Below are 25,433 nucleotides of genomic sequence, written 5' to 3' on the forward strand. Positions count from 1 at the left end.
CTTCAGTTGCCGGCGAGTTGCGCCTGCGTATAGAACCCGTCCTTCACGACAACGTCCACGTTCGACTTGGTCAGCAGCGTCGGCTGAAGCAGCACGGTGTCCACCTGCTTCTTGCCATTGTCGTATTTCGCGTTGAAAGCCGGCTGACTGCCCTTCGCAAGATCGACTGCGAGTTTCGCGGCATCGCCAGCAATCAGCTTGAGCGGCTTATAGACCGTCATGGTCTGCGTGCCGGCCACCAGGCGCTTGACCGCTGCAAGGTCGGCATCCTGTCCCGACACAGGCACCTTGCCCGCGAGCTTTTGCGCGGCGAGCGCCTGAATCGCACCGCCCGCGGTGCCGTCATTGGACGCGACGATCGCATCGATCTTGTTGTTATTCGCCGTAAGCGCATCCTCGGTAATGCGCAGCGCCGTCGATGCGCTCCATTCCGGCACCCATTGCTGGCCGACCACTTTCACGTCGCCACGGTCGATTGCCGGCTTGAGCACCTTCATCTGCCCTTCCCTTAGCATCTTCGCGTTGTTGTCGGTAGGGGCGCCGCCTAGCAGGAAGTAATTGCCCTTGGGCTGCGCATTGAAAACGCCTTGCGCCTGGAGTTCGCCGACCTTCTCGTTATCGAATGAGATATAGGCGTCGACATCGGCATCGAGTATCAGGCGGTCATAGGAAACCACCTTGATGCCCGCCTTATGCGCTTCGGCCACGACATTGCCTAGCGTCTTGGAGTTGAACGGCACGATCACGATGACATCGACGCCGCGTGAAATGAGGTTTTCGATCTGCGAAATCTGGCGCGCCTCGCTTGCATCGGCTGATTGCACGGAAACCTTCGCACCGAGCTTGGTTGCGGCCGCCACGAAATAATCGCGATCGCGCGACCAGCGCTCGACGCGCAGATCATCGATGCAAAAGCCGATCTCCGGTTTGTCCTTGCTTGCATGCGCAAGCGGCGCGACCATGGAAAAGCCCGCGCACATGGCGGCGCAGACGAGCGAATTCAATACCGAGCGGCGGATTGCTGATTTCATGTCTCACTCCTGTTGGATGACGGCCGGCGCGTTTCTATTGCGAGAGAGAGCGCCGGCACTGCCTTTTGTGCGCGCGCGAATGCGTGTTCGCGAGCGTCGCTATGATCGTTTTGGTTCGAAGAGTGGGCGTTGCCCGCCCGCACTGCAATTGCGAAATTGACGGCTTGAGCTAACGTTTTTTGCGGCCTCAACCGTAGATTGCCCGATTCACGATGTTCTCGAGGCGCTCCTGCTGTCCGCTTGCATGGCGCGGATCGATTCCGCGCGACACAGCTTCGTCCGCGAGGGTATCGAGCGTGAAGTCGCCGGCGAGCACCTTGCGCCCGAACGCCGAATCCCAGCCCGCGTAGCGCGCCGCTTTCAGTTCCGCGAGCTGATCGCGCTCGACGAGCCGGGCCGCGCGTTCGAGCGCCACCGCGATGACGTCGATCGCGCCGATGTGACCGTGCAGCAAGTCCTCGGCATCGATGCTTTGCCGCCGCACCTTGGCATCGAAGTTCATGCCGCCCGTTGTGAAGCCGCCGTTGCGCAGAATCTCATACAAGGCGAGCGTCAGTTCTTCGACGCTGTTCGGGAACTGATCGGTATCCCATCCGTTTTGCGGATCGCCGCGGTTCGCGTCGATGCTGCCGAAGATGCCGAGTGCAAAAGCGGTCGCGATCTCGTGATGGAACGAGTGACCGGCGAGCGTCGCGTGATTCGCCTCGATATTCACGCGATATTCGTCCTGCAAGCCGAACTGCGTCAAAAAGCCGTGCACGGTGGCGACATCGTAATCGTATTGATGCTTGGTCGGTTCCTGAGGCTTGGGCTCGATCAACAATGCGCCGTTGAACCCGATCTTGTGCTTGTGCTCGACGACCATCGTAAGGAAGCGCGCAAGCTGCTCGCGCTCGCGCTTGAGGTCGGTGTTCAGAAGCGTTTCATAGCCTTCGCGTCCGCCCCAAAGCACATAGTTTTCGCCGCCCAGTTCGAGCGTGGCCTGCAACGCCTCGCGCACTTGCGTTGCGGCGAACGCGAATACATCGGGGTTCGGATTGGTGGCCGCGCCTGCGGCATAGCGAGGATTCGAAAAGAGATTCGCCGTGCCCCACAGCAGTCTGACGCCGGTTTCTTCCTGCTTGCGCGCCAGGTAATCGCGCATGGTGCGGAAGCGCTCGACATATTCGCGAATGCTGCTGCCTTCCGGCGCGACATCCGTATCGTGGAATGTATAGAACGGCGTTCCTAACTTACTAAAGAATTCGAACGCGGCGTCCGCTTTCATGTGCGCCAACTCCATGACGTCGCCCTCTTTGTGCCAGCGACGATCGAACGTGCCCGCGCCGAACATATCGACGCCCGGCCAGACGAACGAATGCCAGTAACACACCGCAAGCCGCAAATGATCCGCCATGCGCTTGCCGAGAATGAGCTTGTCCGCGTCGTAATGACGATACGCGAACGGACTGTCGGAACCCTTTCCCTCAAAGCGCGCGCTGGGCAGATGGTCGAGCAAAGGCATGGCGTCTCCTGTTTATTTGGCGAGCTGCACGCGAGATCCGTGCTGCACGAGTGACGCCATGCTGCCAGCCGTGCCCTTGCCGCTTCAATTGCGAAATTCGCCAGTGCCCTTAGCGATTCTTGCGATGCGCTAAAGAGACGCAAGTAGTGCGATTAGAATGAAGCGGCTGCCTAGTCCGCAGTTCGAGCGGCATATATGGAAAACCCTTAAATGCGCCAGGAGCCTCGAGAGCCTCCCATGAACCGACCGCATCGAATCGCGCTGCTCTTCAACGCCAACAAGGTGTACGACCGCGAGATCATCACGGGCATCGGCCAATATCTGCTGTCCACGCGCGTCGCATGGGATCTCTTTCTCGAAGAGGACTTCAGGGCGCGGCTTACAGGCATCGAACGCTTTGACGGCGACGGCATCATCGCTGATTTCGATGACCCCGCCGTGTGCGATGCGCTCGCGCATTGTCCTTTGCCAGTGGTCGCAGTGGGCGGTTCGTATCAGGATGCATCGCGTTATCCGGCCCTGCTTCCGTACATTGCCACGGACAACGCGAAGCTCGTTTCGCTGGCGTACACGCATTTGATCAGCGCGGGCTTGCAACGCTTTGCGCTCTATAGCCTGCCAGAGTCGCGCGAGAACCGCTGGGCGCAGGAACGCGAATTGGCCTTTGAAGCGCTCATGACGGCCGATGGACTCGAAGCCGAAATCCATCGCGGCTTGCCGACGAGCGCGCCGGTTTGGAGCCAGGCGAGCGCCGATCTCACGTCCTGGTTGCAGCGCATCGAGAAGCCCGTTGGCATCATCGCCGTCACGGATGCGCGCGCGCGGCATCTGCTACAGGCGTGTCTCATCTCCGGGATTGCGGTGCCGGAGCAAGTCGCCATCATTGGCATCGACAACGATCCGCTTACGCGGTCACTTACGCGCATCGAGCTATCGTCGGTGATACAGGGCACGGAAGAAATGGGCCGGACGGCCGCGCACCTGCTGCACCAGATGCTCGGAGGCGCGCGCTTTGCCGGACGCCGGATACTCGTGCCGCCAGTCGGCATCAACGTCCTCGAATCCACGCGACATCAACCCGTCGCGAGCCCTTACGTGATGCGCGCGCGTCACTACATTCGTCAATATGGATGCCAGGGCATCAAGACGGAACAGGTCGCCGACTACGTGGGCGTATCGCGCTCGTCGCTCGAAGACCATTTCAGGCGCGAGCTTGGCTGCACGGTGCATCAGGAGATTCTCAAACACAAGCTGCAAGTGGCGAGGCAATTGCTTGCAAGGCAGGACATGTCGAGCGCGGAAGTGGCCATACGCTGCGGCTTTACTTCCTTGCAGTACATGTACGCCGTATTCAGGCGCGAACTCAATTGCACGCCGCGCGAGTTTCAGGAACGGCTCCGGGCGAAGACTTCGCAAACAGGCTGACGCCGCATAAAGGTCATTCACTCATGAATCTCGCCGATACAGAACGCGCCGCGCGAACGAGCAGCGACCGGATAGCCGTCGAGCGTTGGGGCGCGCTCCCCGGCGGCGACAGCGTGCATGTCTTTACGCTGCGCAACGCGCATGGCATGCGCGTCGCGATCAGCGATCTCGGCGCGACGCTCGTTTCGTGGCATGCCGCCGACCGCGCCGGCCGCGTCGCGGACGTACTGCTCGGCCACGATACGCCTGAAGAATATTTCAACGGCCGCGCGTATATGGGAGGCACCATCGGGCGATGGGCGAATCGCATTCGCGATGCGCGCTTCATGCTCGACGGCGTTTCTTATTCGCTCGATCGCAACGAGGGCCCGAATCATCTTCATGGCGGTGCGACCGGCTTTCATCGCGCGCTTTGGGATGTGAGGGAAAGCGACGGTGCCCTTGTATTGACGCATGAATCGCCGGAAGGCGATGCGGGCTTTCCGGGCGCGGTAACGACCACGGTGCGTTATACGCTCGATGACAATGGCGCGCTCACCATCGAATACGATGCAGTATCCGATGCGCTGACGCCAATCAATCTGACGAATCACGCATACTTCAATCTGTCAGGCGATGCTGCCTCTGCGGTCTCCGACATTCGCGGCCATGTCATTGCCATACGCGCGGACGCATTCTTCGAAACCGACGACGCAATGATCCCCGTCGCACGCGCGGACGTGGCGGGTAACGCGTTTGACTTTCGCACAGGCGCACCCATCGGCGCACGGCTCGATTGGCCCGATACGCGCCTCGCGCGTGCGGGTGGTTTCGATCATTGCTACGTTCTTGGCAGCACCGAAGGCAACGGTCTGCGCGATGCCGCCACGCTTTACGATCCCGCAAGCGGGCGCGAACTGACTGTTTCGACCGATGCGCGCGGCTTGCAGTTTTATACGGGCAATCATCTCGAAGGCGTGCGCGGCCGCGAGGGCAAGACATACCGCATCCACGCGGGGCTTTGCCTCGAAGCCGGCGCCTTTCCCAACGAGATCAATATGCCGGACGCATCGCGCGTGCTGCTTGCGCCCGGCGAGCGTTATAGCCAGACCACGCGCTATCGAATCGGCATTCGTTAGGCGTGGCCAGAGCGTAACGCGCTTATGACACCGCGGGCGCGCGCACGGGCATCGTCCCTTGCGGAGGCGGTGCGCTCGTTTCCTTGCTGATGCTTTCGCACAGCGCAATCACCTGTGCGGAGCTTGCAGGATTGAACAGCGAATGGTCGACATCGGGAAAGGTCATCACCCGCACATTAGGGTAACGCGACAAGCGTGCACCGAGCTTGCCGCAATGCGCGGCGAGCAGATCGAGACCCGCGTCATAGGTGCCATATACGAGCACGGTCTTGACGCCTTTTGCGTCGAGCGCATGAGCGATTGCCTGAGGCGTCGCGGCTTCTTCAGGCGGGATGTGGCTCATGCTGTCGAGTCTTAGTGCGTCTGCAACACGCGAACGAACGCGCGTCGCGACATAGCTGCCGATGAAACCCGCTACGCGAAGTAGATTCTTGTCGCCGCGCAGAATCGCTTTCCACTTTTCGAGTTCGAACATCGACGCCGCATAACCGGCCATGGAATTGCGCGTCGATTCGCGCATCTCTTCTGCCGACTTGTCTTCCGGCTGCTTGAACGTGGGAATGTTAACCGCAATCACGCCGTTGATTGCCGGCTCGATCACCGCTGCCTTCAACGCGTGATACCCGCCCGAGCAGATGCCGAACGAGAAAATCGATTTATAGCCTTGACGCGAGAGCCATCGTGCAGCGGCCGCCGTGTCCTGCGTCGCGATCGGATTATAGATTCGGCTATAAGGCGTATCGGATTGCGAAGCGCCCGGAACAGCCGGGCTATCGCCGCGCCCGCGTGCATCGACACGCAGAGACGCAATGCCTCGTCTCGCGAGATCGCGCGCAATTCGCACAGACAGTCTGCTATCGCCGACGCGCGAACTCGCCGATGTGTTGGCGAGAAGGAACACTGGAACGCGCGAACCCACGCGCCGTGGCTCGCACATGATGCCAAAGAGCCCTTCTTCGCCGATGCGAACCGGACGCTCGATCGCTTCCGGCGTTTCAATGAACAGATGATCCGGCCAAACCGACGGCGCGGTAGCCGCCTGGCCTCGTTCGTCGCCGGCGATCCATTTCACGGCTTGCGCAAATGCCGCTTGCGGCACCACTGTGAAAGCCGATTCCTGAATGAAGCCCGTCAAATCTTCGAATGGCTGCGCCTGAACGTCGACGTCGAGCGCAGCGAGCGCATCACGCAGCGCGTCCCTCGCGCCGACACGCGCATGCATGAGCAGCGTTCGCCGCGCCGGAGCGATGCCCGCCTGCTTGACGCTTGCCGCAAGATCGATCGCCTCGAGTTCGCCGCGAAACGCTTCTCCGTATTCCTGGCCGAGCACGTTGAGCGGACCTTCTTGCGGTTGAACCTCGCGCAGCGGCGCGGCCAGCTTTTCGAGCCACGTTTTGCGTGTGATGCTCAATTCCCGCATGTACGTGCGCCCGCTAACGACGGGCGCGAGCAAGACGAGGTCGTCGACCGGGCGGCGCAGCGCCGCGTGCAGTGCCAACGCCGCGCCCACGCGAAAGCCGCAAAGGGTCACATGTTCGATACCCGTTTGCTCTTTGAGAAGTTCGACGGCTGCGCCGATGTCTTCTATCGATGATTCGAACAGGTCCGGTGCGGCATCGTCGCCATCGGAATCGCCCGTGCCGCGATAGTCGAATCTCAGGACCGAAAGCCCTTGCGCGGCTAAAGCCTCTGCAAAGAGACGCATGCCGCTATACGTCCACACATACTCATGACCGTAGGTGTTGCAAAGCACGACGCCTCGCTTGCCCGTGCCTGGATGTAGCCATCCGAATCGCCTGCCGAATACAACCGGTTTCATTGGTTTTGTCCTCGTCTCTGGCGGCGCACAAGATACGCAAGGGATGCCCCCGCTCCCTTGACGCACCCTTCGATGCGGCGTTCATATGTATGAAACCGTAGCGATGGGCGTTCTGTTCCATGCAATTATATTGAGCGAGATGAACGAGAAATGTCGGGGTTCCGACATTTCTGCATAAACTGACTATTGATTGGCGGCGAGCGCAGCCTTGGCGATTTTATTTCTTGTTACGACAACAACTCGGCCAAGAAGCGCGAAGGATTGTGTGCGGTGGCGCACATGACGCGCACGCGGATCGGTGCAGCGATCGACTTACAGCGTTCAAGCCGCCAATTCAGATTTGGCGCGGTTCTCTTCGGCCTGCCGCGCATGCGCGTAGACGCGCGCGCGTTCACGCGCCACCAAGGACTTCTTGCTGGCAAGCGTTTGCCGGTGATACTTCGGGTCGCCCATCAGCATGACATATTCGCCGTGGCGAAAGCGCAAATAACGCTGAAAAAACTCCGCGCCGGGCAAGCCGCAATCGAGTGCCAGAAGCGCTCCGTAGTCGATTTCGTGAACATCTCCAAGCGTCGTAACTGCGGATTCCAATGCCGCATAGCGCTGCGCGAGCGGCACACTCTTTTCGCATAAGGCGTGAAATCGCTGATACGTGAGCAATTGTCGATGATTTGCGCAACGTTTCAAGGCCTTTGCAATTCGTTGGCTCAGTTCTGTTTCCACACTGCCTCCTGCAAGTGTCGATCATGAGCACGCGAGTATCCGACCCGTTTGCGAACGAGTGACTGTCAACGCCTACTTCACTATTACTTGCGAGTCGGGAAACTGGCGCGATTCAGCCCGGCTGCGAGATTGATCACGCCTAGCGGAAGCGTGGCCTATGCACCGATCGGCTAACCGGGCTGCTGCGATGTTACGAATGACGGGTCGCGCAAGCGTTTGCGCGACGTTGGTGAGTACATGCTAGCAAACGTCCAGGACGAAACCAAGGAAACTTTGCTGCCTCCCAGTCGACACGCTTTCGTGCTAATGCCGCCCGGTATTTTTTTCGCATAGCAAACCAAGCGTCGTGCACCGACGCCTAAACATCGCTGGACTAGAGAGTATCTTGATGGACTCTTGGAATTAAGCCGAGTCACCGAAACACGCGCGCATGGTAAACGCATCAATGTGGGCAGGTTCAAAGCGGCATTAAGCGCCGTTTAAGTAACAGCGATTAAAACATGTACTGCTGCAAGCGCAACGTTTCGCCTGGCAGCACGTCCACGCGGACGGTCATTCCGGGCAACACTTCATGCGCACCCCAACGGCGCATGCGGTGCAGGCGATGGCCGTCGCATTCGGGCCCGGCAGTCATGCCGGGCTTCTTTTTTTTCTCAATTCTGCTGGGCATGCGCAAGCGCAGCTCGCAAGCAGAATGTGAATGTGGTGCCGTTGGTGCCGCTTTCGACGAGGTGAATCGTGCTGCCATGCAATTGCAGCATGCGCTGAACGATCAACAAGCCGAGGCCGCCGCGATGAATTCCGGCCGATGCGAACGGGCGCTGAAACAGCGCGGCGCGCTGGTCCGGAGAGATACCGCTGCCCGTGTCGCTGACGGTGACTTCTACTTCTTCGTCGATGCCCGCCAGCGCCACATCGATGACGCCGCCCGCAGGCGTATGGCGAATCGCGTTGTCGATCAGGTTGGTCAAGACGCGTTCTATCATGCCGAGGTCCGCCATTACATTCGGCAAGCGCGGCGCAATGCGTGCCTCCAGATGCACGCCCTTGGTCCGAGCGGCAAGCTCGAACTTCTCGAATACGTCCTGAAGCAGATCCGCGAGCGAAAAGGCTTCGGAGTGCATCTCGACCATGCCGTGTTCGAGTCTCGCAAGCTCGAAGAGCGACTGCGCGAGATGTCCCACCTTTGCGCTTTGCGACAACGCAGTCGAAAGATAGCGATGCCGGTCTGCGTCCGTTAGCGTGTCGGCTTTGAGCGAAAGCGTTTCCAGATAACCGTGCAGTGATGACAGCGGCGTGCGCAAGTCATGCGAGATGTTGGCGACGAGTTCCCGCCGCTCGCGGTCTTCGTTTTCGAGCGCGCGCCACTGATCCGCGATGCGCGCGGCCATCTGCGCAAAGGCGCTTTGCAGCACGATGATCTCGTCGCGTTCATCCTCATGCGCTTCGCGTTGCGGCGCAATGGCTTGCACCGGTCCACCGCGCGCATCGAAGCTGCGCACGGCATCTGTCAAGCGCCGCAGCGGCCGCGTGACGAGTGCGAACGCGATGACACCGGCAAGCAGCCCGAGCAACGTGACAAGTCCCATGGAAGCCAGTGTCGTTCGCAATACGGCGCTCGCGGAGGCTTTGGCCGAAAGCGCGTCGTGCTCTTCCCCAAGCAAGACCACATAGACGTAGCCAAACGGCGGCGCGCCAGGCGCTGCGAGCGGCGCCACGCTAAAGACCTTGCGCTTGTTCGCGCTGCGCGGATCGTCACCGAGGATCGGCAGAGGATCGCCATCGAGCAGTCGCGCGATGGGCCGAAGGTCGACATGGTCGCGCCTGAGGTGCCCGGGCGGCGCGTCATCGGCGCGGATGCGGCCCGCCTTGTCGAGCAAATAGACTTCGACGCTAGGGTTCACCACCATCAACTGACCGAATAGCCGGCGCACGGCAGGCGCATTGATATCGGTCGCGCTTGCGAGCGTCGTGTCGCGGGCGATGTGAGCGGCAAGTCCGCGTGAAAGGCTCTGAATGACTTCCTTCTCGCGCAGATCATTGGCGCGAATCTGCAGCCATGCCGACGCCCCGCAGCAGGCAAGCAAGAGCACGCAGAAAACTGCGAAAAGCCGTTGGGAAAGCGTGAGCTTCACGATGTGCCTTCCTTGTTGGTTGCGAGCTTATAACCTCGCCCCCAGACGGTCAGGATGCGCACCGGCTCTGCCGCATCCTTCTCCACTTTTGCGCGGAGCCTGTTGATATGCGTGTTGACGGTATGCTCGTATCCTTCGTGCCGATAACCCCAGACCGCGTTCAATAAATCGATGCGCGAGAAGACCTTGTCGGGGTGTTGCGCAAAGAAATAAAGTAAGTCGAACTCACGCGGCGTCAACTCGATGCGCGCGCCATCGACCCACGCTTCGCGCGCAAGCGGATCGATCGCGATGCCGGACACCTCGATGCGCCCGGCGTCCAGCCGCGAGTCCTTAGCCACGGCCTCCACGCGCCGCAAGAGCGCCTTGACGCGCGCAACCAGTTCCAGCACGGAGAACGGCTTGGCAAGGTAGTCGTCAGCGCCGAGTTCGAGCCCGAGTATGCGGTGAACTTCGCTTGACCGCGCGCTCGTAATGATGATGGGCGTATAGCGCGTCATGGCCCTTGCCCGACGACAAATCTCGAGTCCGTCCACGCCTGGCAGCATGAGATCGAGTATCAGCGCATCCCACCCGCCCTGTTCGAGCAGACGCAAGCCTTCGGCGCCATCGGCGCTATGAACGACCTCATAGCGTTCGTCGCGTAAATGCAGGCTTAATACGTCGGCGATATGCACGTCGTCTTCGACGATCAGAATGCGTTTGGATTGATCCATGAGCGGATGTCAGCTTTGTGTTGGACGGACATGGCGGCCGTTAGCCCGCCCCGTCATTGTGCAGAAAAGTGCGCGGCGAGTTATCACCATTAATTTAACTCTTGGTGAGGACTCGGAGACTTGCACGCGTCTACGATGCGGCCAACTACTCGCACACGAGGAAACGCCATGCAGACACGACGCCGCTTTGTTCTGGCAAGCACAACGCTCGCCCTGACCGGAAGCCTTCGCGCGTTAGCGGCAGGCATCGCGCCGGCACCGCCCGCCTTCGAAATCGTTCATAGCGATGACGAATGGCGCCGCATGCTGACCCCGACGCAATTTGCCGTGCTGCGGCGCGAAGGCACCGAGCGCCCTTATAGCAGTCCGCTCAACAGCGAGCATCGCACAGGCATCTTTTCGTGCGCGGGATGCGGACTCGCGCTCTTTTCGTCGCGCACCAAGTTCGAAAGCCATACCGGATGGCCGAGCTTCTGGGCGCCGCTCGATCATGCAGTCGCCACGCGTGAGGACGGCTCTTTCGGCGTCTTTCGCACCGAAGTGCATTGCCGCCGCTGCGGCGGACATTTGGGCCACGTATTCGACGATGGACCCAAACCCACGGGCTTGCGCTATTGCATGAACGGCATCGCAATGAATTTCGCGGCCGGCGACGCTTGAAACGTCGAAATTGCTCCTTTCACACTCAACACACTTCATACGACCATGCTAATCATCGTCCTTGCCTATCTTGGCGGTGCGCTGACTATTCTTAGCCCGTGCATCCTGCCTGTACTTCCTTTCGTCTTTTCGCGCGCGGATCAGTCTTTCGTCAAGAGCGGCCTGCCGCTGCTTGCCGGAATGGGTCTAACCTTTTCCTTAAAGGCCAGTTCAAAAAGAGCTCGGAAGGGCTGTTTACTTTTCTTCGAAACGGTTAACCTTGGATGCCTGAACAACGGATCAAGGAATGCCGGCACCTATCATCGATGACGAACTGTGGGCACTGATCGAACCACTACTTCCAGCGCCCAGACCGCGACGCAAGCGTTACCCCGGGCGCCTACCGGTCTCGGACCGTGCAGCATTGAATGGCATCCTGCTCGTTCTGAAGACAGGTATCCGTTGGAACCATCTACCGACGCGGCTAGGCTTCGGCTCTGGCGCGACCTGCTGGCGTCGGTTGCACGACTGGCAGCAGGCCGGGGTGTGGGACAGATTGCATGGGCTGCTGCTCGACAAGCTGCGCGAGTCGGGCCAGCTCGACTTCTCACATGCGGCTGTCGATTCATCGTCCGTGCGAGCCGTTGGGGCGGGCCAAAAACTGGGCCAAACCCCACCGATCGTGCGCGACCAGGCTCCAAGCACCACGTCCTCGTAGACGCCAACGGCGTTCCAGTCAGCGCGATTCTGACCGGTGCAAACCGCAACGATGTCACCCAACTGCTTCCGCTGGTCGACGCCATCCCGCCGATTCGTGGCACTCGCGGCCGACCGCTTCGCAAGCCCAAGGTCATCTACGCCGACCGTGGTTACGATTCTGACTCGCATCGCCGCCGGCTTCGCGAGCGCGGCATCCAACCGGTTATCGCCAGGCGTCGCACGGAACACGGCAGCGGCCTCGGCAAATTCCGTTGGGTCGTCGAACGGACTCATTCTTGGCTCCATGGTTTCCGTCGCCTCCGCACTCGCTTCGAACGCCGCGCTGACATTCACGAAGCTTTCTTAAAGCTAGCCTGCGCACTCGTCTGCTGGAACATCTTCAGCCGAACGGAGCGCGCTTTTTGAACTGGCCTTTTAGTCGCGACGCTTGCGACCGTAGGCGGCGGATGGGCCGCGCAAGCGAACCAGTATGGACGCTGGGCGGCTATTGCGCTGCTCGCCGTCTTCGGCCTGACGCTGCTTTTGCCGAGCCTTGCCGAACGCATCATGCGCCCATTTGTGAACGCAGGAAACCGGCTAACGGCCCTTGCACAGAACGGTAATGGCGTACCGGGCGTGGGCGGGTCTTTCCTGCTTGGCATTGCGACCGGCCTCTTATGGGCGCCATGCGCTGGCCCCATCCTCGGTCTTGTCTTGACGAGCGCCGCATTGAAAGGCGCGAGCGCGGGCACCACGTTGTTGCTGCTCGCTTATGCAGCGGGTGCCGCGACGTCCCTTGCCGCCGCACTGCTCATCGGAGGACGCGTCTTTGCCGCGATGAAGCGCTTGCTCGGCGCGGGCGAGTGGGTGCGCCGCGGCATTGGCGTCGCAATGCTGGCTGGCGTTGGCGCCATTGCGCTTGGGCTGGACACGGGTGCGCTGGCTCGTGTATCGACGGTTGCGACATCGGGCATCGAACAGCAACTCGTCGACAAGCTCTCGCGATCCAGTACGGCGATGAAATCATCGGACAATCGAGCGGCAACCATGATGCGTGCAAGCGTCAAGGCTGCACCGCTGCCGGTTGAAGGCGCGTTGCCATCGCTAGGTGGCGCTGTGCAATGGCTCAACTCGGAGCCGCTTTCGAGGGATGCGTTGCGCGGAAAGGTCGTGCTTGTCGATGTCTGGACATATTCATGCATCAATTGCCTTCGCACGTTGCCTTACGTTAAGGCTTGGTCCAGAAAGTACCGCGACCAGGGGCTCGTCGTCATAGGCGTACATGCGCCGGAATTCGCATTCGAGCGCAACGTCGACAACGTCAGGAAAGCGATACGCGATCTCGGCATCGACTATCCGGTCGCAATCGACAACGACTTCGCGATCTGGCGCGCGCTCAACAATCAATACTGGCCCGCGCATTATCTGGTCGATGCGCAAGGCAATATTCGATACCACCATTTCGGCGAAGGCGACTATGCGCAGTCCGAGCGCGCAATCCAGCAATTGCTGGAAGAAGCGGGCCACGGATATAAGCCGGAAGCGGCCAGTTCCGCAAACGCAGAATCAATGACCGCGCAAGGCGCAATGGTGCAAGCCGATTCCGCGGACGTCCGCTCGCCGGAAACCTATATCGGCTATGAACGCGCACAGCAGTTTTCATCGCCTGGCGGACAGGCACAGGACCGTGTGCATGACTATGCCGCGCCTAAATCGCTCGACGTGAACGACTGGGCTTTGAGCGGCACATGGCGCGTTGGCGCCGAGCATGCGACGCTGGCCGCGCCGGCGGGACGCATCGTGTATCGCTTTCATGCACGCGATCTGCATCTCGTGCTCGGCCCATCCCGGGACGGCAAGCCGGTGCGTTTTCGTGTAACGCTCGATGGCGCGGCGCCAGGCGCGTCGCACGGTAGCGACATACAAGCTGATGGAACCGGCAGCGTGACGCAGGAGCGCCTCTATCAACTCGTTCGGCAAGCCGGCCCGGTCGCGGACCACACATTCAGCATCGAATTCCTCGATCCCGGCGTCGAAGCTTACGCATTCACTTTCGGCTAACCGCAAGGAGCGCAACATGCACAAGTCACGGAACATCATCCTCAAGGCAGGAAGCGCGGCATTAGTCATCGCTGCATTCTTTGCGCTGCAATGCACCGCTTACTCGAGTGAAGGGGCGCGGATCATCCCGCCGCCAACGCAAGACGAAAGCGCGTCCACGAGCCGCACGGAAACGGCCGTGCTATCGGGCGGTTGCTTCTGGGGCGTACAAGGCGTCTTTCAGCATGTTCGCGGCGTGAAGGAAGTCGTCTCCGGATATTCCGGCGGTACGGCGAACACCGCGCACTACGAGCGCGTGAGCGAAGGCGATACGGGTCACGCAGAGTCCGTGCGCGTGACCTACGATCCTTCGCAAATCACGTATGGCAGCCTGCTGCGCATCTTCTTCTCGGTGGCGCATGATCCGACTCAGTTGAACTTCCAAGGACCGGACCACGGCACGCAATATCGTTCGGCACTCTTTCCGCTGGATGCGAAGCAGCGCGAGGTGGCTGCCGCGTACATCGTTCAGTTAGATGCAGCGCACGTTTTCAAGGGGACGATAGCAACCAGAATTGAAGATTACCGAGGCTTTTACCCGGCGGAAAACTATCACCAGAATTATTTAGCCGAGCATCCTGAAAGCCCTTATATCGCCATCAACGACATGCCCAAGATAGCCGGTCTGAAGCGCTTGTACCCGACGCTCTATCGAAACGATCCCGCGCTGGTTGCTGTGACTTCCAGATAGGCGCTGCATTGGGATTGTCCAAGGTGCGTCGCCAATGTCGTGGACAAAACCGTGACGCATGCTCGCAGCGTCACGGTTCTGAAGCGCCACGCACAGGAACTCAGTGGCCGAAATAAATCGGCTTGTTGCCGTCATTCATCGGCCGCAGGGCGCGCATGCCTGCTGCGGATGATCCACTGCCGACGCCGCCGTAGTCGTTGTTATAGCCGGGCATCGCGCCGCTTCGCGCAGACGCGCGGCTCTCGGCATTTTGCGCGTCGCGCGGATACGTTGTCCGGTCGGACTGGCCCGGGTAATAGCCCGCGGCCTCGACTTGCCGCAAGTCTTGCTGCACCTGGCCTCGCGTCACGGATGAATCTGCTTGGGCAAACGAAAGGGCCGGCGCGACGATCACAGCGGCAGCGGCCACAGCTTTGACGAACGATTTCATGCTGAACCCTCCGGTTTTTGTAAGGCGGCGGCTGCGTTGCAGCGCCTGCTCCCTACATTCAGCATCGGCCGTGCCCGCCTCTTTCTCGTCCAAGACAGAGACTATTTCGCCTGGCTCTCCACCAGTTTCACGAGCACATGCAGCATGCGATTCGCCGGAGTCGGAATGCCCAGCGCCTCGCCGCGACGCACGATCAGACCATTGAGGTGATCAATCTCGCTAGGCTTGCCACGCGCCAGGTCCTGCGCGGTCGACGACAATTGATTGGGCATCGTTTGAGCAATCCGACGCACCGCGGCGTCGACGTCGCCTGGAATCGTCACGTTGTCCGCTCTTGCGACAGCAAGGCATTCGTCGATGACATCACGCATTGCACGCGTCACGCCTTCTCCTTGAACAAGCCGGCCATAAGGTATCTGGCCAATGGCAGAAAGCGCGTTGTATGCGCAGTTGAGCACGAGCTTGGCCCACAACGCACCGCGAACGTTGTCCGAGATTTCCGTCGGGATGCCCGCAGCGGCAAAAGTGGCCGCAACGGCTTCGCTCTTTTGCGAAGGCTCTATCACCAGTTCGCCGCGACCATGATGGCGAATATGACCGGGACCGGCCATTTCCGCCGCCACATAGACAACCGCCGCCGCGACTTCTTGCGACATGAGTTCGCTCAAGCGCTGCGCGTTCTCGACGCCGTTTTGGAGTGACAGCACGAGCGCGCTCCCATCGAGATAGGGCTTAAGCGCTTGCGCAGCGCTGTCCGTATCCATCGACTTCACACAGAAGAGGACGACTTCGGCACCTTCGGCCGCGCTTGCTTGCGTGCTTGCGCGAACGGACACATGCTCATCGAATGTCTGAGTGTCGAGCCTGAGACCGTTGCGCTCCATTGCCTCGACATGCTGCGCTCTTGCGATGAGCGTCACGTCGTGACCGGCACGCGCGAGCATGCCACCGTAATAACACCCCACTGCACCTGCGCCCATCACGGCGATCTTCATGCTGCTTCTCCTCTTCTAATTTCCATTGCATCGACAGTGCGTCCGAGCACGCGAAATTAACATAAAGCCCCTCACCGCTGGCTTTCGCGCCTGCCACCGTTCGCAAACGCTTGCGCGTCACACCCGGCCGGCGCTTTGTGGGCGGACGCACGATAGTCAGTCGAATTCGCCGTGAACCATATTGTTAAAACGCATTCGGGGACGATACGCTTGCGGCAGCGGATCGACGGGATTCGGATAACGGCCGACCGCTACGGGGTACGTGATGTGCACTTCTTCCGCGACAGGGGTAGCGAAAGAAGGAAGCCAACACAGGGAGACCAATTTACGGCGCGCCGAGGCGCCGCATGGCGATAAAGCGGTAGCGGCCCGGCAACGGGCAACGCGCAGCCAGAGCGTGGTGCGTTTTCACGAGAACAAAAAATGAACCATGGATATGAAGCATCGCTCGTCAAGCGCGTGGTGAATCAACTCGTCGCGGGCATCGTCAACGGAGAATACAAGGACAACGTACTGCCGCCTCAAGTCATTCTTTCGAAGAAGCATGGCGTTTCCCGCACCATCATGCGCGAGGCATTGAGCATCCTCATTTCGCGCCGCATGCTCGATGTGAGGCCGAAGACCGGCACCCGCGTCAGGCCAGCGCGCGAGTGGCTCATCATCGATCAGGAAGTGGCCGAGTGGCGTTTGCGCGCGCTGCCCGAGCCGGAGTGCATGCGACGGCTCATCGAGTTTCGCTCGCTTGTCGATCCACCCGCCGCCGCGCTTGCGGCCAAACGCGCCAACCGGCATCAACGCATCGGCATCAACGCAGCGTATCAACGGCTCGTCCATGCAAGTCCTTCGGAAAGCCTGCAATCGGCAGCAGAGGAAGCGCTTCTGACAACAATCGTCGATGCGAGCGGCGACGAGATCCTTCGTCAAATGGGAAGCGTCGTGCGCGTCAGCATTCGCGCGATCAAAGGCTTGCTGCGGGCGCAACCGAATACCCTTTCTCGTGTGCCCGAATCGCAGCTCGGCGATTACGGCAAAGTCGTGCGCGCAATCGAAGCGGCAGACGGCGAAGGCGCAAGCTCTGCCATGTCGCAAGTGCTTGGACGCACGGCCGCCATGTGGGTGGAGGAAGCGGTCTGAGCCTTGCACCAAGGTCAGCTCAGCACGAGCACGCGGCGGCAATGCCGCGTACTCTCGTTGCGATGCGCCCGCGCGAATCAGTGACTACAATGGTTAATCGATTCGCTGGCCGCAAAGCACTTCGCATGCGACACGGAGGCAGAGATGGCAGAGCTTGAGAAGGATGAGGTGGTTGCCGTGCTGAACCGGATTCTGGAATCCGAACTCGCCGGCGTCGTGCGATACACGCACTATTCGTTTCTCGTGTTCGGCTTCGGCCGCATTCCGATCGTCTCTTGGCTGCGGGCACAGGCCGACGAATCCTTGGTACATGCGCATCAGGCCGGTGAGTGGATCACGACCTTGGGCGCCTATCCATCGTTGGAGATCGGCCCTTTGCTGGACAATCACACGTTCGACATTGCGACGATCCTGCGCGAATCGCTACAAGCCGAGAAGGTTGCGCTAGACCTCTATCGCGACCTGCTAAAGCTCGTTGAAGACCGCTCGGTCGCGCTCGAAGAATATGCGCGGCAGATGATTCAGACTGAGGAATTGCACGCAGGCGAAGTGGACAAGATGTTGCGCCGTCCCGGAGAAGTCGATACGTCACCCGAGCGGCGCACCGGCCACAGCTAAAGACGCGCTGACTGCAACGGGCAGTCAGCGCGTTTTCTCTTGAAGGACCACGCTATTTCGGCTGAGCGACCGTGCGCAGATAGGGCTTCAACGTCTTGAAGCCTTCCGGATATTTCTGCTTCGCATCATCGTCGGACACGGACGTCGGGATGATCACATCGTCGCCCGGTTTCCAGTTCACCGGCGTTGCCACCGCATGCTTTGCGTTCAACTGCAGCGCGTCGAGCAGACGGAGCACTTCGTCGAAGTTGCGGCCCGCGCTCATCGGATAGGTGAAGGTCGCCTTGATCTTCTTGTCCGGACCGATGATGAACACCGCGCGAATCGTGGCATTGTCGACCGCCGTGCGCGGGCCGCCGCCGCTCGCGTTGGGATGGATCATGTCGTACAGCTTGGCAACGGTCAGATCCGAATCGCCGATCATCGGGTAATTGACGGCGGTGCCCTGCGTTTCTTCGATGTCTTTGGCCCACTTCGAATGGTTGTCGACCGGATCGATGGACAGCCCCAAAATCTTCGCGTTGCGCTTGTCGAATTCCGGCTTCAGCTTCGCCATGTAGCCCAGTTCGGTCGTGCAAACCGGCGTGAAGTCCTTGGGATGCGAAAACAGAATCGCCCACTTGTCACCGATCCAGTCGTGAAACCGGATTTGGCCTTCTGTGGTCTCTGCGGTGAAATCGGGGGCTTCATCACCAATGCGAATGGACATATTTGATCTCCACGTTAAGGAATATCGGAGAGCGTCCCGCTGCTTTGGAACGGATTCCGGCTGAATTAGCGAAACAGCCAAACGATTATAGTGCGGTCGCGCAAGCAAGCACGCACCAGTCGAAATTCCCGCGCGAGCAGTGGGGTTCTCGGCATGAGAAATGCTCAGGCGAACGCGCGTTCAAGCCTGGAACCATGCGTTAAGCTCGTATTCCTCGACAAATTCTGCTATCACGAACAGCATTGGGTCGGACGGCCATGCGCCGTCACAAAGGAGGCCATCGTGACCGTCATGAGAAAAAAATCTGTCGCTGCGTTGCAAAACGAAGCGTCCGAAACGGAAGAAGGGGTGCAGGAGACGGGTGGTCACGCGTTGAAACGCTCACTGAACGCGCTGGATGTCGTCATGCTCGGCATCGGATGCATCATCGGCGCGGGCATATTCGTGCTGACGGGCCATGCAGCGGCTGCTAACGCCGGACCGGCCATCGTCATATCTTTTGTCCTCGGCGCAATCGTATGCGCGCTCGCCGGTCTCTGCTACGCGGAAATGGCGTCCACCGTGCCGGTTTCCGGCAGCGCCTATACGTATGCCTACGCAACGATGGGCGAACTGATCGCATGGCTCATCGGCTGGGATCTGATACTCGAATACGCAGTCGGTGCAACCACGGTCGCAATCGGATGGTCGGGCTATGTCGTGAGCTTTCTGCATTCGCTGCATATCGACATCCCCGCGCAACTCTCGCAAGCGCCCTTCGCTTACGATCCGGCCAAGGGCTGGAGCCATGCAAGCGCAATACTCAACGTGCCCGCCATGGTGATCGTCGGGCTCATAACGATTCTGCTCGTGATCGGCATACGCGAATCCGCGCGAGTGAATAGCTTCATCGTTATCATCAAAGTGCTGATTGTGCTCGCGTTCATCGCGGCTGGCATCGCGTATGTCGACACAAGCCACTGGGTCACGGCGAAGAACCCGACGGGCGCTTTCATTCCGCCGAATACTGGCGAATCGGGCGTGTTCGGCATGAGCGGCGTATTGCGCGGCGCGGCTGTGGTGTTCTTTGCTTACATCGGCTTCGATTCGGTGTCGTGTGTCGCACAGGAGACGCGCAATCCGAGGCGCGACATGCCTATCGGCCTTCTTGGATCGCTCACCATCTGCACCATTCTTTACGTACTCGTCTCGTATGTGCTGACGGGCATCGTGTCTTATGACAAGCTCAACGTGTCGGACCCGATCGCTGTCGGCGTCGATGCCATCGGAATGCGCTGGCTCTCGCCCATCGTGAAGCTAGGGGCGATCTTCGGCCTTACTTCCGTGATTCTCGTGCTGCTGCTCAGTCAACCGCGAATCTTCTATTCGATGGCGAAGGACGGACTTCTGCCTCCGTTTGCCTCAAAGATTCATGCGCGCTTTCATACGCCGTACATCACGACCATTCTTACTGGCCTTATCGTGATGGTCCTTGCGGGACTCTTGCCGATCGGTCTCGTCGGCGAACTCGTGAGCATCGGAACCTTGTTTGCGTTCGCGGTCGTTTGCGTCGGCGTGCTCGTGTTGCGCATTACCCAGCCAGAGTTGCAGCGTGCGTTCAAGACGCCTGCCGTATTCATCGTCGCACCGCTCGGCGCGATCTCGTCCGTCTTCCTTATGGCCGGCTTGCCTGCCGATACATGGATCCGACTCGTCGTGTGGATGGTCATCGGCATTGTGATTTACTTCGCGTATGGCATACGCCATAGCCGACTTCGTGCGGGAAGGCAGACGCCTCCCGCACAAACCGCAAGAGGCTAAGGCTCAAGCAAGCTAAGCGGGTCGACGCGTTTCGTGCTTGCGGGCTTCCTGCGCGCTTTCGTAAATGTACGGCGCGACGCCCCGGCGCTTTAACGCATCGCCGAGCTTCATGCGCAGGAAACTGCTCGTCGTATAGCGCGTGACGCCGTCATAGAACTCAGTCACGAGCCTCGTCACCATTTCGGAATACGCATCCAGCATGCTCGGGCGGATCGAGAAGTTGTCGTAATTCACAATGGCGTGCGGCTTGACCTTTGCACCGGCAAGCTGTTTTTCGACTTCGCGCCTGATCGCTTCGACATCGTGAAGGCTTGTCACTTCATGCCCTTCGAAGTTGATGAAGAACAGGTTCTTCTCCACGTCGTAGCTGAACCGTTCTGACAAGTCGAGGCCGAGCAACTGGTCTCGCAACCCGATGGGCGCATCGCGAAAGATGCGTTCGTCCATGACGCGCGGCGTGGACCGGATAATCGGCCTGAAGCCCATCTGCGCCACGATGTCTTTCTCGACATCGATGCCGGGCGCCACCTCTGTCAGCACAAGTCCCTCTGCGCTCAGCTCGAACACGCATCGCTCGGTGATATAAAGCACCGTCTGACCGCGCTCTGCCGCATAGTGGCCGCTAAAGGTGCGATGCTCCACCGCTTCGACGAACTTGCGGCAATTTCCTTCGCGACGAATCTCGAGCTTCCCGTCTTCAATGGCAATATCGAGCTTCCCCGCATTGAAAGTGCCGACAAATACGACTTTCTTGGCCGCCTGGCTGATATTGATGAAGCCCCCGGCGCCCGCGAGTTTCGGCCCGAATTTGCTCACATTCAGGTTGCCTTCGCGGTCGGCCTGCGCAAGCCCGAGAAAGGCGATATCGAGTCCGCCGCCGTCGTAGAAGTCGAATTGATAGGGTTGGTCGATGATCGCTTGCGTGTTGGTTGCCGCGCCGAAATTCAGGCCGCCAGCGGGAATTCCGCCGATGACGCCAGGCTCGGTCGTCATCGTGAAGAGATCGATGACCTGTTCTTCGTTTGCGACGCTCGCAATGCCTTCAGGCATGCCTATGCCCAGGTTCACCACGCTATTCGCCATCAATTCGAAGGCGGCGCGACGCGCAATGATTTTGCGCTCGTTAAGCGGCATGGGCGGCACCGAACTCGCCGCGACACGCAGTTCGCTCGAAAACGCGGCGCTGTACTGCTCGCCGAAGGTCTGCCAATGATTCTCCGGGCGCGCAAGCACGACGCAATCCACCATGACGCCTGGAATTTTGACTTGCCGCGAATTGAGCGTATTGGACTCTGCGAGGCGTTCCACTTGGGCGATCACAATGCCGCCTGAATTGCGCGCGGCCATCGCAATGGAAAGCGCTTCGAGCGTGAGGGCTTCCTTTTCCATCGTGACGTTGCCGTTGAGGTCGGCAGTCGTGCCGCGAATGATCGCGACGTCGATGGGAAAGGCCTTGTAATAGAGGTAATCGGTGCCGTCTATCGGCATGAGGCGCACGAGATCTTCCTTCGTGCGCGCGTTGAGCTTGCCGCCGCCATTGCGCGGATCGACGAACGTGCCAAGCCCGACGCTCGAAAGCTGTCCTGGCCGATGCGCTGCAATATCGCGAAAGAGTTGTGAAATGACGCCTTGCGGCAAGTTGTACGCTTCGATGCGGTTCTCGATTGCAAGCCTCTGCAAGCCGGGCACGAGTCCCCAATGTCCACCGATCACGCGCTTGACAAGCCCCTCATGGGCGAAATGATTGAGTCCCTTTGTCTTGCCGTCCCCTTGTCCCGCCGCATACACGATCGTGAGATCGGCGAGCGGCTCATCGCCCTCGCTCTTGAGCTCGGCTTGCGCTGCAAGAAAGCGCTGCTCGATTGCAATAGCCACTTCTTCCGCGAAGCCCACGCCCACGAAACCGCTGGTCGCGACGGTGTCGCCCGAACGAATCAGACGCACGGTCTCGCGCGCGGAAACGATCTTGCCCCTCTCGACGAGGCGCGTAGAGGAAGGAAACGGATGGCGAGGCGTATCAGTGCTGGCGGTCATGGCGTCTCCGATGGCGCTTAAAGGCGCTCGTGCTATTTAGCGAAGTGTTTCGCGCACGGTATCACCTAATCTGCGTCAGGAGAAAACACCCGTCAATGAGTGCCGCTCGCTACGCCAGTCCGTCCAATCAATCCAAAGCCTCCGCCTCAGGCCGTCGCGCTTGCGACGCGCCTATTCGTCAGTCCAAAGTCACGATGCACGCCTAGCGCGGAGCGCCCGCTTCCATCGCCTGCACGAACTGGCGCAGCACGCCACCGGACGCATCCGTCACGGCCCAGAACGTCATGCCTTCGTGATTCCAGCGTGCAAGCGCATAGCCGTCGTCGGACTGGGTGACGACTGCCTGGCCTTCCTTCTGTGCGGCTGCAGCCGGCGCTTTCTCAGGGAACACGTAGACGTCGATCGGATGCTTGAGATACCGGTAGACAACGACCGCAACAGGACGATGACCGATATAGTCGAGCCGCCCCCCGACGAGCGCGAAGCCCGGCCCCGCTGGATCGATGACGGGCGGCGCGTAGTCTATGCGGCCATTGAACCACGGCTTGACGGTGTGTTTGTCGCTCGACAATACATCGATAGGACGGTCCGACATCAGCGCGCGCACATGGCTCGATACGATCTCTTGCGCTAGAGGCGCATCGGATGGCGCGCGCGGTGCCATTTGAAACCAGAGCATCGCGCCAAGCACGAGCGCCGATAGCGCCGCACCGGCGAAAGCGCCGCCAAAGAAAGGCCAAGGCGCGAAGACCGGCAAGCGCCATACGTTTCGGCTCGACGTTCGTTGCGAATGTTGATGCTTTTCGCGAGCCGCTTCGTCGCGAGTGCGCGCCAGCACTTGCGCGCGCAAATGCACGGGTGCGCGCTGATAAAGCGAGCCGTCCGTCAGCCTCGTTTCGAGCGAGGCGGTGTCTTTATTGTCCATTGCCCGACTCCTCGGAATGACCCGTTCCCGCCTTGCGCACGAGGCGCACGCTTGAGCGATCGCCCTGCGCCGCACGCACCGCTGCCGCCAGCATCTTGCGGCCACGCGCAAGCCTCGACATGACCGTTCCTATCGGCACACCGGTAATGGCGGCCACTTCCTTATAGCTCAAATCCTCGAGTTCACGCAGCACCAGCACTTCACGGAATACCACCGGCAATGCCTCCAGCGCGCGATGCACCAGATGCACTTCGTCCTTGCGCACGGCGAGCGTTTCGGGATCGGCGCCGGCATCGTCGGACCAGCCGGGCAGCGCGTCATCGCCGCCGATGTCTTCGTCATAGGGCGTCGCGTCGGCCAACTGCACGCGGCGGCGCCATTCGGTGAACCACGTATTGCGCACGATCGCGAGCAACCACCCGCGCGCATTCGCTTCGTCGCCGTTCTGGAAGCCGCTAAAGAATCGAAACGCGCGCAGATACGCTTCCTGCACGACATCGTCGGCATCACTCGCGCTTCCCGAAAGCCAGCGCGCAAGGTTATACGCCGCGTCGAGATGCGGCATCACCGTCGCTTCGAAACGCGCCTGCGGGAATTCGTCTGCTTTAGACCTGCCGGGCCATATCACGCGGGTCTCCTTGAAACAATGGAAGCCGGACATCGATGAATGCGGGCGCTAGGCTGCGCTCACACGATGATGTACTTCTGCCGTGGCCGTTTTATTCCCTTGCGGCCTGCCGAATCGAAAAAAATAAGTCGGGAATATCGCGTCGCTTTCGCCGGTTCGATCAGCAGACGCCTGGCGCGTCAATTCACTCACGTCATCACCAGGAACTGCCATGAACATCGAACCCGGCAATCGACTCTCTGAAGATCAACTCGACGATCACGGAAAGCGCAGACGCACCGCGCTTTCCTGCATGGCATGGGCCGGCGCGGGCGTGCTTTGGACGCTCAGCGGCGGCGTGCCCGTCTCACGTCTCGTTTCTTCGGCGCACGCCGCCGAAGAAACTCATGCCTTCAGCTTCGTGCAAATCAGCGACAGCCATATCGGATTCAACAAGGACCCGAACACGGAACCGACAAGCACGCTGGAAGAAGCCATAAACCATGTACGCGCGATGCCTCAACGCCCCGCGTTCATGATCCATACCGGCGATATCACGCACCTTTCCAAGCCTGCGCAATTCGACACCGCCACGCAGATCATCGGTAATGCCGGTATGCAGGTTCATTACGTACCGGGCGAGCATGACGTGCTGGTGGACAACGGCGATCCGTTCTTTGCGCTTTTCTCCGGTCAATACGGCAACGGCGGCACGCGCCACTGGTACAGCTTCGATGAAGGCGGCGTGCATTTCATCGGCTTGACGAATGTGATCGATCTCAAGGGCGGCGGCCTCGGATATCTGGGCGATGCGCAGCTTGCATGGCTCAAGCAGGACCTGCACAGCCGAACCAGCAGCACGCCGATCGTCGTGTTCGCGCATATCCCGCTATGGGCTTTATATCCTCAATGGGGTTGGGGAACGGACGACAGTGCGCAGGCGCTCGCGCTTCTGAAGCGCTTCGGTTCGGTGACTGTGCTGAACGGTCATGTGCATCAGGTCGCACAAAAGGTAGAGGGCGACATGCGCTTCTATTCGGCAATGTCCACCGCGTTTCCGCAGCCCGCGCCCGGCACGGCGGCAGGACCAGGACCGATGAAAGTCGGCGCAGACAAGCTGCGGTCGATGCTCGGTCTGCGCGCCGTCACGCATGTCGCGGGTCGCGAGCAACTAGCGATTGTCGATACCTCACTCGCGGGAGCAGGAGCATGAGAGCCGCTTTCGTCGGACAATGCGTGCGCCAGCTTGCGGTCGCGTTCATCGTCAAAGGACTCGTGAGCACCATGTCCTCGGCATGTGCCCAAGAGCCCGCACAGCAAGTCGCCGCCGTTGCTGCGCCGACCATCTCCATAGACAATTTCGCCTTTAGTCAGGCGACGCTCACCGTCCCCGCCGGGACTAGAGTGACGTGGATCAATCGCGACGACATGCTGCATACCGTCGTCGATGAAGCGAAGTCATTCAAGTCGGACCCACTCGATAGCGGCGATAGCTTCTCATATGTATTCGACAAGCCGGGAACTTACAAATACTTCTGTTCGCTTCATCCCCATATGACCGGGACCATCGTCGTGCGATAG

At 60.0% G+C, this 25,433-nt stretch carries 24 protein-coding genes and 1 pseudogene; 12 read left to right on the forward strand and 13 right to left on the reverse strand.

The window, feature by feature from the left end:
• Nucleotides 1-2 precede the first annotated feature (2 nt).
• A complete protein-coding gene (xylF, locus tag LDZ27_RS17560; RefSeq protein ID WP_244817248.1) occupies nt 3-1,031 on the reverse strand; it encodes a D-xylose ABC transporter substrate-binding protein in 1,029 nt (342 codons plus the stop codon).
• 187 nt (nt 1,032-1,218) lie between these two features.
• Entirely contained in the window at nt 1,219-2,535 is a 1,317-nt protein-coding gene (xylA, locus tag LDZ27_RS17565) for a xylose isomerase (RefSeq protein WP_244817249.1), read from the reverse strand.
• Nucleotides 2,536-2,772: 237 nt separating this feature from the next.
• Here xylA and LDZ27_RS17570 point away from each other — a divergent pair, with 237 nt between their 5' ends.
• Nucleotides 2,773-3,960, forward strand: coding sequence for a DNA-binding transcriptional regulator (locus LDZ27_RS17570; RefSeq protein WP_244816166.1), 1,188 nt, complete (start codon nt 2,773-2,775; stop codon nt 3,958-3,960).
• Between the two features lie 23 nt (nt 3,961-3,983).
• The gene (locus LDZ27_RS17575; RefSeq protein ID WP_244816167.1) at nt 3,984-5,078 is read left to right on the forward strand and encodes an aldose epimerase family protein; all 1,095 of its coding nucleotides are present in this window, start codon (nt 3,984-3,986) and stop codon (nt 5,076-5,078) included.
• A 22-nt stretch (nt 5,079-5,100) separates the two neighbouring features.
• On the opposite strand, the gene LDZ27_RS17580 is transcribed toward LDZ27_RS17575, so the two are convergent.
• The 5 genes from LDZ27_RS17580 to LDZ27_RS17600 all read right to left on the reverse strand — a co-directional run bounded on the left by LDZ27_RS17580 (nt 5,101) and on the right by LDZ27_RS17600 (nt 10,471).
• Entirely contained in the window at nt 5,101-6,897 is a 1,797-nt protein-coding gene (locus LDZ27_RS17580; protein WP_244816168.1) for an alpha/beta hydrolase, read from the reverse strand.
• Between the two features lie 321 nt (nt 6,898-7,218).
• Nucleotides 7,219-7,620, reverse strand: a complete 402-nt coding sequence (locus LDZ27_RS17585; protein WP_244816169.1) for a hypothetical protein — start codon at nt 7,618-7,620, stop codon at nt 7,219-7,221.
• Nucleotides 7,621-8,113: 493 nt separating this feature from the next.
• Nucleotides 8,114-8,290, reverse strand: a complete 177-nt coding sequence (locus LDZ27_RS17590; protein ID WP_244816170.1) for a hypothetical protein — start codon at nt 8,288-8,290, stop codon at nt 8,114-8,116.
• Nucleotides 8,274-9,755, reverse strand: coding sequence for a HAMP domain-containing sensor histidine kinase (locus tag LDZ27_RS17595; protein WP_244816171.1), 1,482 nt, complete (start codon nt 9,753-9,755; stop codon nt 8,274-8,276). Before LDZ27_RS17595 ends, LDZ27_RS17590 begins: the two co-directional genes overlap by 17 nt.
• Nucleotides 9,752-10,471 (reverse strand): response regulator transcription factor, encoded by a 720-nt coding sequence (locus LDZ27_RS17600; RefSeq protein ID WP_244816172.1) that lies wholly within the window; start codon nt 10,469-10,471, stop codon nt 9,752-9,754. The genes LDZ27_RS17595 and LDZ27_RS17600 overlap by 4 nt, the downstream gene beginning before the upstream one ends.
• A gap of 168 nt (nt 10,472-10,639) precedes the next feature.
• Between LDZ27_RS17600 and msrB the strand changes: the two genes are divergently transcribed.
• The 5 genes and pseudogenes from msrB (at nt 10,640) to msrA (ending at nt 14,600) form a co-directional block, all read left to right on the forward strand.
• Nucleotides 10,640-11,131: a peptide-methionine (R)-S-oxide reductase MsrB gene (msrB, locus tag LDZ27_RS17605; RefSeq protein WP_244816173.1), complete on the forward strand. Its 492-nt coding sequence runs from the start codon at nt 10,640-10,642 to the stop codon at nt 11,129-11,131.
• Between the two features lie 45 nt (nt 11,132-11,176).
• On the forward strand, nt 11,177-11,440 hold the full coding sequence (locus LDZ27_RS17610; RefSeq protein ID WP_244816174.1) for a hypothetical protein: 264 nt from the start codon (nt 11,177-11,179) through the stop codon (nt 11,438-11,440).
• A protein-coding gene (locus LDZ27_RS17615; RefSeq protein ID WP_244816175.1) for an IS5 family transposase occupies nt 11,418-12,235 on the forward strand; the annotation gives its coding sequence in 2 pieces (ribosomal slippage) (nt 11,418-11,766 and nt 11,766-12,235; 819 coding nt in all). Before LDZ27_RS17610 ends, LDZ27_RS17615 begins: the two co-directional genes overlap by 23 nt.
• Nucleotides 12,236-13,870: pseudogene (locus tag LDZ27_RS17620) on the forward strand (cytochrome c biogenesis protein DipZ); the annotation flags it as partial.
• A gap of 16 nt (nt 13,871-13,886) precedes the next feature.
• Nucleotides 13,887-14,600 carry a peptide-methionine (S)-S-oxide reductase MsrA gene (gene msrA, locus LDZ27_RS17625; RefSeq protein WP_244816176.1) on the forward strand — a complete coding sequence of 238 codons (714 nt, stop codon included), beginning with the start codon at nt 13,887-13,889 and terminating at the stop codon, nt 14,598-14,600.
• 100 nt (nt 14,601-14,700) lie between these two features.
• Here the strand turns inward: msrA and LDZ27_RS17630 are convergent, their stop codons facing one another.
• Together LDZ27_RS17630 and LDZ27_RS17635 are read right to left on the reverse strand one after the other, a co-directional pair.
• The gene (locus LDZ27_RS17630) at nt 14,701-15,030 is read right to left on the reverse strand and encodes a DUF4148 domain-containing protein (protein WP_244816177.1); all 330 of its coding nucleotides are present in this window, start codon (nt 15,028-15,030) and stop codon (nt 14,701-14,703) included.
• Between the two features lie 101 nt (nt 15,031-15,131).
• Complete coding sequence (locus LDZ27_RS17635; protein WP_244816178.1) at nt 15,132-16,025, reverse strand: ketopantoate reductase family protein; 894 nt, start codon at nt 16,023-16,025, stop codon at nt 15,132-15,134.
• A gap of 423 nt (nt 16,026-16,448) precedes the next feature.
• Here LDZ27_RS17635 and LDZ27_RS17640 point away from each other — a divergent pair, with 423 nt between their 5' ends.
• Both LDZ27_RS17640 and LDZ27_RS17645 read left to right on the forward strand, forming a co-directional pair.
• A complete protein-coding gene (locus tag LDZ27_RS17640) occupies nt 16,449-17,159 on the forward strand; it encodes a FadR/GntR family transcriptional regulator (protein WP_244816179.1) in 711 nt (236 codons plus the stop codon).
• Between the two features lie 144 nt (nt 17,160-17,303).
• Nucleotides 17,304-17,777, forward strand: a complete 474-nt coding sequence (locus tag LDZ27_RS17645) for a bacterioferritin (RefSeq protein WP_244816180.1) — start codon at nt 17,304-17,306, stop codon at nt 17,775-17,777.
• Nucleotides 17,778-17,829: 52 nt separating this feature from the next.
• Here the strand turns inward: LDZ27_RS17645 and LDZ27_RS17650 are convergent, their stop codons facing one another.
• Nucleotides 17,830-18,486, reverse strand: coding sequence for a peroxiredoxin (locus LDZ27_RS17650; protein ID WP_244816181.1), 657 nt, complete (start codon nt 18,484-18,486; stop codon nt 17,830-17,832).
• 291 nt (nt 18,487-18,777) lie between these two features.
• Here LDZ27_RS17650 and LDZ27_RS17655 point away from each other — a divergent pair, with 291 nt between their 5' ends.
• A complete protein-coding gene (locus tag LDZ27_RS17655) occupies nt 18,778-20,286 on the forward strand; it encodes an amino acid permease (RefSeq protein ID WP_244816182.1) in 1,509 nt (502 codons plus the stop codon).
• A gap of 12 nt (nt 20,287-20,298) precedes the next feature.
• Here the strand turns inward: LDZ27_RS17655 and LDZ27_RS17660 are convergent, their stop codons facing one another.
• The 3 genes from LDZ27_RS17660 to LDZ27_RS17670 all read right to left on the reverse strand — a co-directional run bounded on the left by LDZ27_RS17660 (nt 20,299) and on the right by LDZ27_RS17670 (nt 23,810).
• The gene (locus tag LDZ27_RS17660) at nt 20,299-22,320 is read right to left on the reverse strand and encodes an acyl CoA:acetate/3-ketoacid CoA transferase (RefSeq protein WP_244816183.1); all 2,022 of its coding nucleotides are present in this window, start codon (nt 22,318-22,320) and stop codon (nt 20,299-20,301) included.
• Between the two features lie 202 nt (nt 22,321-22,522).
• A complete protein-coding gene (locus LDZ27_RS17665) occupies nt 22,523-23,245 on the reverse strand; it encodes an anti-sigma factor (protein WP_244816184.1) in 723 nt (240 codons plus the stop codon).
• Nucleotides 23,235-23,810 (reverse strand): RNA polymerase sigma factor, encoded by a 576-nt coding sequence (locus LDZ27_RS17670; RefSeq protein ID WP_244816185.1) that lies wholly within the window; start codon nt 23,808-23,810, stop codon nt 23,235-23,237. The genes LDZ27_RS17665 and LDZ27_RS17670 overlap by 11 nt, the downstream gene beginning before the upstream one ends.
• A 274-nt stretch (nt 23,811-24,084) precedes the next feature.
• Here LDZ27_RS17670 and LDZ27_RS17675 point away from each other — a divergent pair, with 274 nt between their 5' ends.
• Both LDZ27_RS17675 and LDZ27_RS17680 read left to right on the forward strand, forming a co-directional pair.
• Nucleotides 24,085-25,065, forward strand: a complete 981-nt coding sequence (locus LDZ27_RS17675; protein WP_244816186.1) for a metallophosphoesterase — start codon at nt 24,085-24,087, stop codon at nt 25,063-25,065.
• Complete coding sequence (locus tag LDZ27_RS17680) at nt 25,062-25,433, forward strand: cupredoxin family copper-binding protein (protein WP_244816187.1); 372 nt, start codon at nt 25,062-25,064, stop codon at nt 25,431-25,433. The genes LDZ27_RS17675 and LDZ27_RS17680 overlap by 4 nt, the downstream gene beginning before the upstream one ends.

Source organism: Caballeronia sp. Lep1P3 (assembly GCF_022879595.1).
In the GTDB taxonomy this organism is placed as follows: Bacteria; Pseudomonadota; Gammaproteobacteria; order Burkholderiales; family Burkholderiaceae; genus Caballeronia.